The 13,926-nt window shown below is 70.3% G+C and carries 9 protein-coding genes and 2 pseudogenes; 2 read left to right on the forward strand and 9 right to left on the reverse strand.

Features of this window, described 5'->3' with window-relative positions:
* Position 1 precedes the first annotated feature (1 nt).
* The 3 genes from FU792_RS05460 to FU792_RS05470 are packed head-to-tail and all read right to left on the reverse strand — an operon-like array spanning position 2 to position 2,165.
* Positions 2–148: a methionine/alanine import family NSS transporter small subunit gene (locus FU792_RS05460; RefSeq protein ID WP_022924741.1), complete on the reverse strand. Its 147-nt coding sequence runs from the start codon at positions 146–148 to the stop codon at positions 2–4.
* The gene (locus FU792_RS05465; RefSeq protein ID WP_022924740.1) at positions 145–1,692 is read right to left on the reverse strand and encodes a sodium-dependent transporter; all 1,548 of its coding nucleotides are present in this window, start codon (positions 1,690–1,692) and stop codon (positions 145–147) included. The genes FU792_RS05460 and FU792_RS05465 overlap by 4 nt, the downstream gene beginning before the upstream one ends.
* Complete coding sequence (locus tag FU792_RS05470; protein WP_022924739.1) at positions 1,689–2,165, reverse strand: type II 3-dehydroquinate dehydratase; 477 nt, start codon at positions 2,163–2,165, stop codon at positions 1,689–1,691. Before FU792_RS05470 ends, FU792_RS05465 begins: the two co-directional genes overlap by 4 nt.
* A 174-nt stretch (positions 2,166–2,339) precedes the next feature.
* On the opposite strand from FU792_RS05470, the gene FU792_RS05475 reads away from it, so the two are divergent.
* The gene (locus FU792_RS05475) at positions 2,340–3,752 is read left to right on the forward strand and encodes a GH1 family beta-glucosidase (RefSeq protein ID WP_022924738.1); all 1,413 of its coding nucleotides are present in this window, start codon (positions 2,340–2,342) and stop codon (positions 3,750–3,752) included.
* Here the strand turns inward: FU792_RS05475 and FU792_RS05480 are convergent.
* From FU792_RS05480 to FU792_RS05505, 6 genes and pseudogenes are all read right to left on the reverse strand, one after another.
* On the reverse strand, positions 3,749–4,558 hold the full coding sequence (locus tag FU792_RS05480) for a helical backbone metal receptor (RefSeq protein ID WP_022924737.1): 810 nt from the start codon (positions 4,556–4,558) through the stop codon (positions 3,749–3,751). The two genes, FU792_RS05475 and FU792_RS05480, sit on opposite strands and share 4 nt — an antisense overlap.
* Positions 4,555–5,900, reverse strand: a pseudogene (locus tag FU792_RS05485) (UTP--glucose-1-phosphate uridylyltransferase). Before FU792_RS05485 ends, FU792_RS05480 begins: the two are co-directional and overlap by 4 nt.
* 82 nt (positions 5,901–5,982) lie before the next feature.
* A complete protein-coding gene (locus tag FU792_RS05490) occupies positions 5,983–6,843 on the reverse strand; it encodes a DUF1295 domain-containing protein (protein WP_022924735.1) in 861 nt (286 codons plus the stop codon).
* 95 nt (positions 6,844–6,938) lie between these two features.
* A complete protein-coding gene (locus tag FU792_RS05495; RefSeq protein WP_022924734.1) occupies positions 6,939–7,877 on the reverse strand; it encodes a carbohydrate ABC transporter permease in 939 nt (312 codons plus the stop codon).
* Entirely contained in the window at positions 7,874–8,854 is a 981-nt protein-coding gene (locus tag FU792_RS05500) for a carbohydrate ABC transporter permease (protein ID WP_022924733.1), read from the reverse strand. The genes FU792_RS05495 and FU792_RS05500 overlap by 4 nt, the downstream gene beginning before the upstream one ends.
* Before the next feature lie 86 nt (positions 8,855–8,940).
* Complete coding sequence (locus FU792_RS05505) at positions 8,941–10,284, reverse strand: ABC transporter substrate-binding protein (protein WP_238706050.1); 1,344 nt, start codon at positions 10,282–10,284, stop codon at positions 8,941–8,943.
* Between the two features lie 341 nt (positions 10,285–10,625).
* On the opposite strand from FU792_RS05505, the pseudogene icmF reads away from it, so the two are divergent.
* Positions 10,626–13,843: pseudogene (gene icmF / locus FU792_RS05510) on the forward strand (fused isobutyryl-CoA mutase/GTPase IcmF).
* The last annotated feature ends 83 nt before the right edge of the window (positions 13,844–13,926 follow it).

Genomic DNA, 13,926 nt, shown 5'->3' on the forward strand with positions numbered 1-13,926 from the left:
ATCAGCCGACCGCGTCGTCGCGGTCCGGGTCCGGGAGCACCTCGTCGTCCACGGCGGGCCGCCGTCGCAGGAAGAGCACGCTGGCGACCAGGCCGCCCCACACGACGAGGACGGCGACGATCATCATGAGCACGGCGGGGGTGGTCATCGGCGCTCCTCCTCGAACTCGGGCCATGGCCGGAAGTCCTCGTCCTCGCCCCGCCGCCAGGGCAGCAGCGTGAGCACCAGCGCCCCGACGACGACGAGGGCGATGGCTCCCCAGCCGAAGACGGTGAGGTACCAGCCCGGGTAGCTCTCGTAGCCCTCGGTCAGGAGCGTGCGCACCCGCTCGTAGAGCATGTAGCCGAGCAGCACCGGCGCGAGGACGCCGATGAGGGCATACCAGTAGCGACCCACCTGGAAGGTCGAGACACGGTTGAGGTGCGCCCGCAGCACCGGCGCGGTGCGGAAGACCCACACCACCAGCACCGTCATGACGATGGCCGAGACGACGATGCCCACGTTGTTGGCCCACTGGTCGACCGTGTCCAGGGCGATCAGACCGGAGGTGGTCGAGAACAGCGCCAGCGAGATCACCGCGCAGACCAGGCCGACCACGATCGCCGATGTCCGCTGCGCCAGGCCGAACTTCTCCTGCACCGAGGCGGCGACCCCCAGCAGGATGGAGATGATCGAGGTGAAGCCCGCCAGGACCAGCGCGCCGAAGAAGACGGCGCCGAAGAGCGCACCCCCGGGCATCTCGCTGATCACCGCCGGGAAGGTGACGAAGGACAGGATGGGCCCGCTCAGGCCCTCGAGCTGGTCGATGCCCGTCGCCTGCTGGTGCGCGAGGAAGCCGAGGGTGGCGAAGACCCCGATCCCGGCGAGGATCTCGAAGCTGGAGTTGGCGAAGGCGACCACCAGCCCCGCGCTGGTCATGTTGGCCTTGCGCCGCTGGTAGGACGCGTACGTCACCATGATGCCGAAGGCGATCGAGAGGCTGAAGAAGATCTGGCTGTAGGCCGCGATCCACACCGCGGGATCGGCCAGTGCGCCCCAGTCGGGGGTGAAGAGGGCGTTCAGCCCGTCGGCCGCCCCCGGCAGCGTCACGGCCCGCGCCACGAGCGCCACGAAGGCGAGCACCAGCAACGGGATGAAGAGCACGTTGACCCGCTGCACGCCCCGGTTCACACCGAGCGCGATGATCGCCATGACGACCACCCAGACCAGCACGAGCGGGATCGCCACGGCAGGCACGATCGTCGTCGACACCTCGGGCGCGCCGACCCGGAGGTACTCCCCGGTGAAGAAGCCTGCCGGGTCATCACCCCAGCGCAGGTCGAAGGCGAAGACGAAGTAGCTGAGCGACCACGCGATGACCGCGGCGTAGTAGACCGCGATGACGAAGCTCAGCACGATCTGGAACCACCCGAGCGCCTCGGCCGGCCGGGCCATGCGCCGGTAAGCCAGGGGCGCGGCGCCGCGGTAGCGGTGCCCGATGGCGTAGTCGAGGAAAAGGATCGGGATACCGGCGGTGAGCAGCGCCACGAGGTAAGGCACGAGGAAGGCGCCGCCGCCGCTCTCGTAGGCCACCCCCGGGAAGCGCCAGATGTTGCCCAGTCCGACCGCGGACCCGACGGCCGCCAGGATGAAGCCGGTCGAGCTCGACCACGTCTCGCGGCGTGCCTGCCTCGGCGGTGCCGCCCCGCTCATGCCCGGGTGCCCCGCGCGTCCGAGGACCGGGGGTCGGGCGCGGTGGCCAGGTGGTCGACCGCCCAGCCGTAGCCCCGCACCCCCGCACCGGCCACGACCATCTCGGCGACGGGGGAGAGGTAGGAGGTGTGCCGGAACGGCTCGCGCGCGTGCGGGTTGGACACGTGCACCTCCACGACGCGCACCGCGGTGCCCTTGATCGCGTCGTGCAGCGCCACGGAGGTATGCGTGCAGGCACCGGCGTTGAGTACGACGCCGACGCAGTCAGGGTCGCGACCCGCCTCCTGCAGCGCGTCGACCAGCTCACCCTCGTGGTTGCTCTGCCGGCACCCCACCTCCAGGCCGTGCTCGGCCGCGCGGTCGGCGCAGAGCTGCTCGACGTCGGCGAGGGTGGCCGTGCCGTAGATCTCCGGCTCGCGGGTGCCGAGCAGGTTGAGGTTCGGCCCGTTGAGGACCACGATGTGCCGCGCCATGGGGCCACGCTCTCACATGTCGGCGCCGCGTCGGGCCCTCGCGTCGGGCGTCGCCCGGAGCCCGGCTCGCGTCGTCGCAGCGCTGCTGTTGACGGCGCGGCCCAGGGGTGCGCAGAGTGGGTGAGTTCTGACCTGCACGGCAACAGCCGGTCCGCCCGAAGGAGTCTGTCCGCCATGACCGCCCCTCTCGCCTTTCCCGACGGTTTCCTCCTCGGGGCCGCCACCGCGGCCTACCAGATCGAAGGGGCGGTCCACGAGGACGGCCGGGCCGACTGCATCTGGGAACCCTTCTCCGCGACCCCGGGCAAGGTGGTGGAGGGGCATACCGGGGCGGTGGCCTGCGACCACTACCACCGGATGCCGCAGGACGTGTCGCTCATGCGTGCGCTCGGTCTCGGGGCCTACCGGTTCTCGGTGTCCTGGGCGCGGGTCTGCCCGGACGGGCGCACGGTCAACCCCCGAGGACTGGACTTCTACTCCCGGTTGGTCGACGAGCTGCTGGGCGCCGACATCCTGCCCTGGGTGACGCTCTACCACTGGGACATACCGCAGGCGCTGGAGGAGGAGGGCGGCTGGGCCGACCGCGGGGTGGTCGACCGGTTCGTCGACTACGCGCTGGCGGTCCACGACCGGATCGGGGACCGGGTGCGGCAGCTCACGACGCTCAACGAACCGTGGTGCTCGGCCTTCCTCGGGTATGCCGCCGGCGTGCACGCCCCCGGGCGCACCGACCCGCAGGACGGGTTGCGGGCCGCCCACCATCTCCTGCTCTCCCACGGCCGCGCCGTGAGTGCACTGCGCGAGCGGGACCCCGGGCTGGAGCTGGGCCTGACCCTCAACTTCACCGAGATGCAGCCGCAGGATCCCGCGTCGGCGGACGACCAGGACGCGGCGCGACGGCTCGACGGACTGGCGAACCGCTTCTTCATCGAGCCGATCACGCGGGGTGCCTACCCGCCGGACGTCCTGGACGACCTGGGCGAGCTGTGGCCGCGCGACCTGGTGCAGGCGGGCGACCTGGAGACGATCTCGACGCCGATCGACGTGCTCGGGGTCAACTTCTACGCCAGCAGCATGGTCACCGGCCCCGCCCCGGAGGCCGCACGAGAGGCCGCCCGCCAGGCCCGCGCTCACGACGGCCCCTCACCCAACGTCGGGTCCGAGCACGTGGTGACGGTCCGCCGTGGCATACCCGTCAGCGACATGGGCTGGGAGATCCGGCCCCCGGCGCTGCACGAACTCCTGGTGCGGTTGCAGCGGGACTACACCGGCCCCGCCGGCACCCGGCTCTACGTGACCGAGAACGGCGCGGCCATGCCGGACGTCCCCGACGAGGAGGGCTTCGTCGACGACCAGGACCGGATCGCCTACCTGGAGGGCCATCTGCGGGCGGTCCACGGCGCGATCACGGAGGGCGCCGACGTCCGCGGCTACTTCGTGTGGTCGCTGCTGGACAACTACGAGTGGGCCTTCGGCTACACCAAGCGCTTCGGCATCGTCCGGGTCGACTACGACACGCAGCGCCGCATCCCCAAGGCGAGCGCCCACTGGTATGCAGACGTCGCTCGCTCTGGCTCGATCGGCTAGCGCGGGCTGGGCGGATCGTCTCGTGGCGCTCCGTGGGTCCCCGTCGCGGGCACCGAGGTGAGCAGGTCGGCGGCCTCCAGCATGGCGGGGCCGTACCACGTGAGCACCCTGCCGCTGACGAGCCGCGTCGGGGTGCGGGAGAAGGCCTCCGGCCCGTCCTGCCCGGTGAAGACGTAGGGCTCGTCCGGAAGCAGCACGACGTCGGCACCGGCGCGGTCGAGGTCGTCCACCTCGACCCTCGGGTAGCGGTCCTCGTCGCCGGCGTAGACGTTGGCCAGCCCCGCGCGGTCGAGCAGGTCGGTGGTGTAGGTCCGGGCACCGACGACCATCCACGGGTCGCGCCAGATCGGCACGGCGACGCGCGCCCGGGGCGGGGTGCCCGGCCCGGGGGCCCAGCGACGCTCCACCTCGGTCAGCCACGCCGGCTCGCCCCACCCCAGGACGTCGACGAGCAGCGTGCGCAGCACGCGCAGCGCGTCGTCGACCGACTCCACCACCCCGACCCAGACCGGTATGCCCGCCTCGCGCAGCCGTCGCACGTCCAGCTCGCGGTTCTCCTCCTGGACGCAGACGACCAGCTCGGGAGCGAGCGCCGCCACCGCGGCCCGGTCCGGGTTCTTGGTGCCCCGGACCCGCGGGACGTCGAGGTCGGCGGGGTGGGTGCACCAGTCGGTGGCGCCCACGAGGGCCTCGCGCCGGGTCGCCGCCAGCGCCTCGGTGAGCGAGGGCACGAGGGACACCACCCTGGTCACCGCGCCCTGGGGCAGCGGCACCGTCGCACCGAGGTCGTCCTGGACCGTCCTCACGACGCGCCCAGCGTGGTCCCGTCCTCGACGGTGCCGCCCTCCGGTCCGAGCACGGCCCCCCCGACGACGCGGACGTCGCGGCCGAAGCGCCAGTCGCCCTGCACCTCGAGCCGCTCGGCCTCGACCAGCGAGGGCACCCCGGCGGGGAAGCGCTCGTCGAAGTCGCCGATCATCCCGTAATGCTCCTTGCTCAGGTCGACCACCGGCGCCGGGTCCACGGTCCTGCGCAGCCGGTAGGAGGTGTCGTCGACGGCATACACGTCCGAGCGCAGCAGCGCCAGCTCGTTGGTGGTCTTGACCGGCACGAAGCGGTCCCGGGTCACGGCGACCGACGCGGCGTCGTCGAAGAGCTCGACGGCGCTGCCCATCGCCGACTCGATCTGGACGACCGGGGTCGAAGCCTTGTCCTTGGGGTCGACCGTCTTGGCGTTGCGGATGAGCGGGAGCTCCATGACCCCGTCCCGCTCGGCGAGCATCGCGCGCAGCCGCTCGAGGTCGAACCACAGGTTGTTGGTGTTGACGTAGGGGTGCTTCTCGCCGTCCATGAAGTGGACCATCTCCTCCTCCGCCGTCTGCGCGGTGTCGCGCAGCACCAGCCGGCCGTCCGCGCGGCGGCGGACGAGGTGGCCGCCCTTCTTGTCCATCTCGGTGCGGCGGCAGACCTCGGCGGCGAAACCGGCGCGCTGGCCGCGAACCACGCCGCCACCCGCCCGTCGGGGACCGCGCCGAGATTGTCGACGTTGGAGACGAAGGCATACCGGAAACCACCCTCGAGCAGCCGGTCGAGGAGCCCGCTCGCCAGCAGCGAGGGGTAGAGGTCGCCGTGGCCGGGCGGGCACCACTCCAGCCCGGGGTCGGCCTCCCAGGTGACGGGGGTGAGGTCGTCGGCGCGCAGCTTGGGCTCCTGGCTCTGCAGGAAGTCCAGCGGTAGGCCCGGCACCTCCAGGTCGGGGTAGCGCGCCAGCACCTCCAGCGTGGCCTCCCGGGTGGAGAAGCTGTCCATGAAGGTCAGCGGCAGCCGCACGCCGTAGCGTTCCCGCAGCGCGAGCACCTGGCGCACCGTGATGTCGAGGAAGGTGAGGTCGCCTCGGACCGGGAGCAGCGACTTCGGGCCGGCCAGCCCCATCGAGGTGCCGAGCCCGCCGTTGAGGGTGATGACGGCGGTCGCGCCGAGCGCCTCGGCGGCCTCCTCCTCGGTGACCTGCACCTGGTCGAGATGGGCGGCGGGCAGGGCCGGCTCCACGTCGGCCTCCGCGATGAGCCCCGTCGCCCCGGCCGCGAGGTTCTCGTAGTGGCGGGCGAAGGTGTCCCGTGCCGGCCGGCTGACGCCGGCCTGCTCCATGCGGTCCAGGGCCTGGGCGAGTCCGGGTGTGCTCGTGCTCGTGCTCATGGGCACCAACCTACTGAACGGGGCGCCAGCGGCGTCAGCGTGACCCGAGGGGGAAGAGCACGGGAGTCCGCGCCGTGTAGGCCTCGTAGTTGTCCTGGCCGCCCCATCGCTCGTCGGCCCGGCGCTCCAGCGCCGGGACCCCGCTGCCGAAGCGCAGCAGCAGGTAGATGAGCACCGGGGAGACCAGCGTGACGTGCTGCCAGCCGGAGAGCGCCGGGAGCGCCACCAGGGCGACGCCGGTCCAGAGCAGGATCTCGCCGACGTAGTTGGGGTGCCGGGAGATCGACCACAGACCGGACCGGATGAAGTCACCCTCGTTCGCCGGGTCGGCCTCGAAGGCCGACTTCTGCGCGTCGGCGACCGCCTCGAACCCGAAGCCGAGGAGCCAGACCACGATCCCGGCATACCCGAGGACGCCCAGCGGCTCCCGGGTGCCGGAGGTGATCGCGGCCAGCGCCGCGCCGGCGGTGAAGGTGACCCACAGGCCCTGCACCGTCCACACGAGCAGGAACCTCCGCCAGTCCTGCTTGAGCTCGTCGAAGCGGCCGTCCTTGCCCGCCTTCGTGACCCGCCGGAAGAGGAAGACCCCGAGCCGCAGCGCCCAGAGGAGCACCATCAGCGCGAGGACCCAGGTGCGGGCGTCGCGGTCCCCGACGAGGACCAGGGCCAGGATCGCCAGGAGCTGGAAGGTGAGGGACCCGGTGAGGTCGAAGAATCGCTCGGTCTGCGCCAGGAACGAGGGGACGTAGACGACCCAGTTCAGGACGAAGGCGAGGGCGACCAGCAGCAGCATGAGCGGCAGGCCGTCGGCGACACGGTGCCCTCCGTCCGAGGCGGCGACCGCGAGGAGCAGCCCGCCGAGGGTGGCAGCGCCAGCGAGGACGAGGCTCGTCACGCAGGTCAGCCTACGGTCGTGGGGGCCTCCCCTGCCCGGCAGTGCGCACATCGACCCCGGGAGGATTCCCCGGGGTCGATGTGCGTGATGGCCGCTCAGCCCTTCACACCGCCGGCCAGCAGACCGCGGACGAAGTAGCGCTGCAGCAACAGGAAGACGGTCACCGGGACGACCATGGCGACGAAGGCGCCGGCCGACAGCAGGTGCCAGGCGGTCCCGCGCGTCCCGGTCAGGTCCGCCAGGCGGACCGTCAGCGGCGCCACCTCCTGCGCCGAGCCGAAGACCAGTCCGACGAGCAGGTCGTTCCAGACCCAGAGGAACTGGAAGATCCCGAAGGCCGCGATCGCCGGCACGAGCAGGGGCAGCAGCACTTGGAAGAAGATCTTCACGTGGCCCGCCCCGTCGACGCGTGCCGCCTCCACGAGGGACCGGGGGATGTCCATCATGAAGTTGTGCAGGAGGAAGATCGCCAGCGGCAGCGCGAAGATGGTGTGTGAGAGCCAGATCGGCCAGAACGACCCGACGATGCCCCAGTTGTTGTACTGCGTCAGGAGCGGGATCATCGTGATCTGGATCGGGACGATCTGCAGCGCGAAGACCGCGACGAACAAGATGTTGCGACCCCGGAACTCCAGCCACGCGAAGGCGTAGGCCGCCAGCAGTGCCAGCGTGATGGGGATGATGACGGCGGGCAACGTGATGACGATGGTGTTGATGAAGACATCGATGAAGTTCGTCGAGCCTCCGTAGAGCACCGCGTCGTAGTTGGCCCAGGTCACCTGCGGGTCGCTGAAGAAGGTCCACCATCCCGAGGTGCGGATGTCGATCTCCGGGCGGAAGGAGGTGACGAACAGCCCGAGCGTCGGGATGCTCCACAGGATAGCGATGACGATCGCGATCACGCTGGCCCACGGCGAGGACAGCTTGGTCTTCGCGTCGACCGCCCGCTGCTCGGCCTTGGTGAGCTTGCGCGGCGGGGTGCTCTTGGCCGGGGTGGTGCCGGCCGTGTCGGCGGTGTCGGTGCTGGTGCTCATCGCTGCTCCTCCGCCAGCTTCATCTGGCGCACGTTGTAGACCACGACCGGGACGACCATGACGAAGAGCAGCACCGCGAGGCTGGCACCGATGCCACCCTCACCGCGCACGAAGCTCCGGGTGTAGAACTCGTTGGCCACGATCGAGGTGTCGAAGTTGCCGCCGGTCATCGTGAAGACGATGTCGAAGACCTTGAGGGTCGCCATCGCGATCGTGGTGATGACGACGACGACGGCGGGACGGATGGACGGGACGGTCACCGAGCGGAACATCTGCCAGTTGCTGACGCCGTCGAGCTTGGCGGCCTCGATGATGTCGTCCGGGATCGCCTTGATCGAGGCCGACAGGATCGTCATCGCGAAGCCGGACTGGATCCAGATCATCACGGCGATCAGGAAGAAGGTGTTCCAGGGCCAGCTGAGCAGGAACTGCTGGCTGTCGAAGCCGAGCCAGACCAGCAGCTGGTTGGCCAGGCCCGTCTGAGGCCGGTCGGTGGGCTTGAAGTCGTAGACGAACTTCCAGATGATGCTCGCCCCGACCATCGAGATCGCCATCGGGAGGAAGACCAGGGTCTTGGCGAGCTTCTCGAAGCGGGTCCGGTCCACGAGCACGGCATACACCAGCCCGATCGCCGCCGACAGCAGTGGCACCAAGATCACCCACAGGAAGGTGTTGAGCAGCACGATCCGCAGCGCCGAGTTGCCGAAGACGTCGGCGTAGTTCTGCACACCGACCCAGTCCTGGCCGTTGTCGCTGCGGAACGAGTTCATGATCGTCACGATGGCGGGGTAGACCAGCCCGAAGACGACCAGCAGGGCTGCCGGGCCCAAGAACGCCAGCACCGTGATCCACAGGGGCATCCGAGGGCGGTCGGCGAGGAAGAGCACGAGTGCCATCACTGCCACGAACAGCAGGATCGCGATCCCCATGACGAGGAACTTCTCCACCGGTGTCCCGGTGTTGAGCAAAAACTCCATGGATGAGTCCTTTCCGGCGGGCTGCGGCGCCACGGACGGCGGGGGGGCGGGCGGTGAGACACCGCCCGCCCCGCGCCGTCAGCGGGTCAGTCCCAGCTGTTCTCGATGGAGTCGAGCACCGACTGGGTGTCCTCGCCGGTGATCCAGTTGGTCATGCCGGTCCAGAAGGACCCGGTGCCGACCGCGGCCGGCATGAGGTCGGAGCCGTCGAACCGGAACTCCGTCGCCTCGTCGGTCAGCAGCTCGTAGGCCAGCTGGTCGATGGGGGACTTCAGGTTGGCCGGGTCGAGGCCGGAGTTGGCCGAGACCCATCCGGGGGAGGAGACCTTCGCCTTGGCGTTGGACCACTCGGGGCTCGCGAGGTAGGCCTGCAGGGCCTGGACCTCAGGACGGTCGGCGAACATCAGCGTGAACTCGCCACCACCCAGCAGTGGCTGCTCGTCGGGGTCGTTGCCCGGCAGGTAGAACGCGAAGACGTCGCCGTCTTCGGCGACGTTGGTACCCTCCGGCCAGTTGGCCTGGTAGAAGGACGCCTGCCGGTGCAGGAAGCACGACCCGTCGAGAATGGGCAGCCCGGCCTCGCCGAAGGGCACGGTGGCGATCGACTCCACGCCACCGAGGCCTCCGTTGACCATCTGCTCGTCCTTGAGCACCTGGCCGGCCTGGTCCAGCGCCTCGACGACCTGGTCGTCGTTGAAGGGGATCTCGTGCTCGACCCACTGGTCGTAGGCCTCCGGCCCGGCGGTCCGCAGCATCATGTCTTCCAACCAGTCTGTGGCCGGCCAGCCGGTGGCGTTGCCGGACTCGATGCCAGCGCACCAGGGCTTGGCGTCCGGGTGGTCCGAGGCGATCTGCTCAGAGAGCGCCATGAGGTCGTCCCAGGTCTCGGGGATCTGGTAGCCGTTCTCCTCGAAGGCTCCCGGGGAGTACCACACGAAGGACTTGGCGTTGGCGCCGAGCGGAGCGGCGTAGTACGTGCCGTCGTCCGTGCCGTAGCCCTTCCAGGACTCGTTGTAGTACTCGTCGACGTTGGCCTCGGCCTGCTCGCCGACCGGGAAGACCGAGTCCGGGAAGTCGGTGACGAGGCGCTCGACGAGACCGGGCTGGGGGATGTAGGCCATGTCGGGGGCGTTGCCGGACTCGAGCCGCACGGGGAGCTGAGTCTCGAACTGGCGGGAGCCCTCGTACTCCACCGTCACGCCGGTGCAGTCCTCGAAGGGGATGAAGGCGTCGATGTGGGACTGGTCCTCGGGGGAGACGATCGAGGTGTAGACGCTCACACTCGTCCCCTCGAGGTCGCCGTACTCCTGGTACGGCTCGCAGGCGACGTCGACCGACGACAGGGCCTCGTCGACGTTGTCGCCGCCGGCCCCCTCGCCGCCGCCGCAGGCGGCCAACGTGACTCCCGCCAGGCCGAGGGTCGCTGTCATCGCCAGCCGGCGAGTAGTGCTTCTGCGCATCGTCGCGCGTCCTTTCTGAAGAACTTCCCCGCATCCCGGATCGTGGGGACGTGGGCACGGGGTCCTATCGCAGCACCCCGACCTGTCGGGCACAAGCATTCGCGGTTACGTAACGGTAACGATCTCTTCCGGCTCCGGGGAGAGGCGTGCGACCAGCGGACCGGAGGCGCCCGGTTGACGAGCACGTCAAGGAGGCCGCGCCGGTCCATTACCATCGAGGGGTCAGCCCGCACTCGAGGAGGAGAGCACCGGTGAAGAACGACCAGAGCGCGACCGGGACGGGATCGCAGGCCGCCGGCGGCAGGCCCGCCCTGCGCACCCCGGAGCACCCGGTCCGGATCGTCACGGCCGCGAGCCTCTTCGACGGGCACGACGCGTCGATCAACATCATGCGGCGCATCATGCAGAGCCAGGGCGCCGAGGTGATCCACCTGGGGCACAACCGCTCGGTGGCCGAGGTCGTCGAGGCGGTGCTCGACGAGGACGCCAACGCCGTCGCGGTGTCCTCCTACCAGGGCGGTCACGTGGAGTACTTCGAGTACCTCGTGGACCAGCTCCGCGAGGCGGGGGCGGGGCACGTCACCGTCGTCGGCGGGGGTGGCGGCGTCATCGTCGCCGAGGAGATCGAGCGGCTGCGCGAGGCCGGCGTCACCATCTTCTCCCCGGAGGACGGGCAGCGCCTGGGTCTGCCGGGGATGATCAACCAGGTCATCACCGAGGCCGACACCGACCTCTGGGAGGTCGGCGCCGCCGACGTCGAGGCCGTGCTGGCGGGGGAGCGGACCGCGGTCGCCCGGGCGATCACCGGCGCCGAGCTCGGCTCGCTGCCGTCCGCCGACCGGGAGCGGTATGCCGCGGCGGCGAAGGAGAGCAGCACCCCCGTGCTCGGGATCACCGGCACCGGCGGGTCCGGCAAGAGCTCGCTCACCGACGAGCTGGTCCGCCGCTTCCGGATCGACCAGGGCGACCGGCTGCGGATCGGGATCATCGCCATCGACCCGACCCGGCGCAAGGGGGGCGGCGCGCTGCTCGGCGACCGGATCCGGATGGGCGCCATCGGCGGGGAGCAGGCGATGTTCCGGTCCATGGCCACCCGCGGCGAGTCGGAGGTGCCCGAGGCGCTGCCGGTCGCCATCGACGTCCTCAAGGCCGCCGGCTTCGACCTCGTCGTCGTCGAGACCCCGGGCATCGGCCAGGGCGACGCGGGCATCGTGCCCTACGTCGACACCTCGCTCTACGTCATGACCCCGGAGTTCGGGGCGGCCAGCCAGCTGGAGAAGATCGACATGCTCGACTTCGCCGACGTCGTCGCGATCAACAAGTTCGAGCGGCGCGGCGCCATGGACGCGCTGCGCGACGTCGGCCGTCAGCTCGTGCGCAACCGGGAGGCCTTCGGCAAGAAGCCCGAGGACATGCCGGTCTTCGGCACCTCCGCCGCGACCTTCAACGACGACGGGGTCACCGCCCTCTACCAGGCGCTGCGCGACCTTCTCGGCGACCAGGGTCTGGACGTCGCCGAGGGCGTGCTGCCCCGGGTCGAGGTGCAGCACTCCTCGATGATCCGGCAGGTCGTGCCGCCCAAGCGGGTGCGCTACCTCGCCGAGATCGCCGACACGGTGCGCAGCTACCACGACGACACCGAGCGGTATGCCCTCGCCGCCCGCCGGGTCGAGCGCCTCGCCGCCGTCGACGACGAGCTCGCTGCGGCAGGAAGGACCGACCACGGCGTCGACGACCTCCTCGCCGACGCCCGCCGCGAGCTGCCGACCGAGGTCGAGGAGATGATCGAGGGCTGGCCCGCGCGCGTGGAGGCATACTCCGGTGACGAGCAGGTGGTGAAGGTGCGCGACCGCGAGATCCGGACCCGGCTGACCAAGGAGTCGCTCTCCGGCAACCGCATCCCGCGCGTCGCGCTGCCGACCTACGACGAGGCCGGCGCGCTGGTGCGCTTCTGGCGCCGGGAGAACCTGCCGGGCTCCTTCCCCTACACGGCCGGCGTCTTCGCCTTCAAGCGGGACAACGAGGACCCGGCGCGGATGTTCGCCGGGGAGGGTGACCCGTTCCGCACCAACCGGCGCTTCAAGCTGCTCTCCGAGGGGCAGCCGGCGACCCGGCTGTCCACCGCCTTCGACTCGGTCACCCTCTACGGCCACGACCCGGCGCAGCGCCCGGACATCTACGGCAAGGTCGGCACCTCCGGGGTCTCCATCGCGACGCTGGACGACATGGTGGCGCTCTACGACGGCTTCGACCTGGTCGACCCGACCACCTCGGTGTCGATGACGATCAACGGCCCGGCGCCGACCGTGCTCGCCTTCTTCCTCAACACCGCGATCGACCAGCAGGTCGAGGCCTTCCGGGAGCGGGAGGGCCGCGAGCCCTCCGGGGCCGAGGCGCAGGAGCTGCGCGAGTATGCCCTGCAGCACGTCCGCGGCACGGTGCAGGCGGACATCCTCAAGGAGGATCAGGGGCAGAACACCTGCCTGTTCACCACCGAGTTCTCGCTGCGGATGATGGGCGACGTCCAGGAGTGGTTCATCGAGCAGGGGGTGCGCAACTTCTACTCGGTGTCGATCTCCGGCTACCACATCGCCGAGGCCGGGGCGAACCCCATCAGCCAGCTCGCCTTCACCCTCGCCAACGGCTTCACCTACGTCGAGTCCTACCTCGCCCGCGGGATGGACATCAACGCCTTCGCGCCCAACCTGTCGTTCTTCTTCTCCAACGGGATGGACGTGGAGTACTCCGTCATCGGGCGGGTGGCGCGGCGCATCTGGGCGGTCGCGATGCGCGAGCGCTACGGCGCCAACGAGCGCAGCCAGAAGCTGAAGTACCACGTCCAGACGTCGGGGCGCTCGCTGCACGCGCAGGAGATGGACTTCAACGACATCCGCACGACGCTGCAGGCGCTCATCGCGATCTACGACAACGCCAACTCGCTGCACACCAATGCCTACGACGAGGCGGTGACCACCCCCAGCGGGGAGTCGGTGCGGCGCGCGCTGGCGATCCAGCTCATCATCAACAAGGAGTGGGGCCTGGCGATGAACGAGAACCCCAACCAGGGGTCGTTCATCATCGAGGCGCTCACCGACCTCGTCGAGGAGGCGGTGCTCGCGGAGTTCGACCGGATCAGCGAGCGCGGCGGCGTCCTCGGCGCCATGGAGACCGGCTACCAGCGCGGCAAGATCCAGGACGAGTCTCTGCTCTACGAGCACCGCAAGCACGACGGCACGCTGCCGATCATCGGGGTCAACACCTTCCGGCGGCCGGAGTCCGAGCGGGAGGAGGTCGAGGTCGAGCTGGCCCGGGCCACCGAGGCGGAGAAGCAGTCGCAGCTGGACCGGGTCCAGGCATACCAGGAGGAGCACCGCGAGGAGGCGCAGGAGGCCCTGGCCCGGCTCAAAGAGGCCGCGATGGCCGGCGACAACGTCTTCGCCGTGCTCATGGACGCCGCCCGGTGTGCACCCTGGGCCAGATCACCGAGGCCTTCTTCGAGGTCGGTGGGCAGTACCGCCGCAACGTCTGAGGCGCGGGGTGGGGCGGCTCAGCGCTCGCCCGGGCTCCAGGCCTCCTCCTCCTGCCGCTGACCGCGGCGTCGCGCAGGCTCTC

The organism is Serinicoccus marinus DSM 15273 (assembly GCF_008386315.1).
In the GTDB taxonomy this organism is placed as follows: Bacteria; Actinomycetota; Actinomycetes; order Actinomycetales; family Dermatophilaceae; genus Ornithinicoccus; species Ornithinicoccus marinus.

What these genes read in the sequence shown, in the direction of transcription:
- FU792_RS05460 (WP_022924741.1), bottom strand. Translation starts at nt 148, where the DNA reads ATGACCACCCCCGCCGTGCTCATGATGATCGTCGCCGTCCTCGTCGTG.
- FU792_RS05470 (WP_022924739.1), bottom strand. Translation starts at nt 2,165, where the DNA reads ATGGCGCGGCACATCGTGGTCCTCAACGGGCCGAACCTCAACCTGCTC.
- FU792_RS05465 (WP_022924740.1), bottom strand. Translation starts at nt 1,692, where the DNA reads ATGAGCGGGGCGGCACCGCCGAGGCAGGCACGCCGCGAGACGTGGTCG.
- FU792_RS05500 (WP_022924733.1), bottom strand. Translation starts at nt 8,854, where the DNA reads ATGGAGTTTTTGCTCAACACCGGGACACCGGTGGAGAAGTTCCTCGTC.
- FU792_RS05505 (WP_238706050.1), bottom strand. Translation starts at nt 10,284, where the DNA reads ATGACAGCGACCCTCGGCCTGGCGGGAGTCACGTTGGCCGCCTGCGGC.
- FU792_RS05475 (WP_022924738.1), top strand. Translation starts at nt 2,340, where the DNA reads ATGACCGCCCCTCTCGCCTTTCCCGACGGTTTCCTCCTCGGGGCCGCC.
- FU792_RS05495 (WP_022924734.1), bottom strand. Translation starts at nt 7,877, where the DNA reads ATGAGCACCAGCACCGACACCGCCGACACGGCCGGCACCACCCCGGCC.